This is a genomic window from Methylobacterium mesophilicum (assembly GCF_022179445.1).
In the GTDB taxonomy this organism is placed as follows: Bacteria; Pseudomonadota; Alphaproteobacteria; order Rhizobiales; family Beijerinckiaceae; genus Methylobacterium; species Methylobacterium mesophilicum.
Map to the genome: position 1 here is coordinate 1 of NZ_BPQU01000184.1, position 229 is coordinate 229.

General features: G+C 76.0%; 1 protein-coding gene. It reads right to left on the bottom strand.

What is annotated here, in order from left to right:
• A partial coding sequence (locus MFF40_RS28670) for an NAD(P)-dependent oxidoreductase (protein WP_283206130.1) occupies positions 1–229 on the bottom strand: 229 nt, incomplete at both ends.

The following is a 229-nucleotide window of genomic DNA, read 5'->3' on the forward strand; positions in this document are numbered from 1 at the left end:
CAGAACGGCGCCTCCGACCGCAGCGGCTCCTCCCGGAAGCAGTCGAGGCCGGCCCCGGCGATCCGGCCCTCGGTGTGGGCCCCCGCCAGGGCGTCCTGGTCGACCACCCGGCCGCGGGCGACGTTGATCAGGAGCGCCCCCGGCTTCATCGCCGCGAGCGCCGCTTCATCGATCAGGCCTTCGGTCTCCGGGGTGAGCGGGCAGGCGAGCGCCACCACGTCGGCCTGGC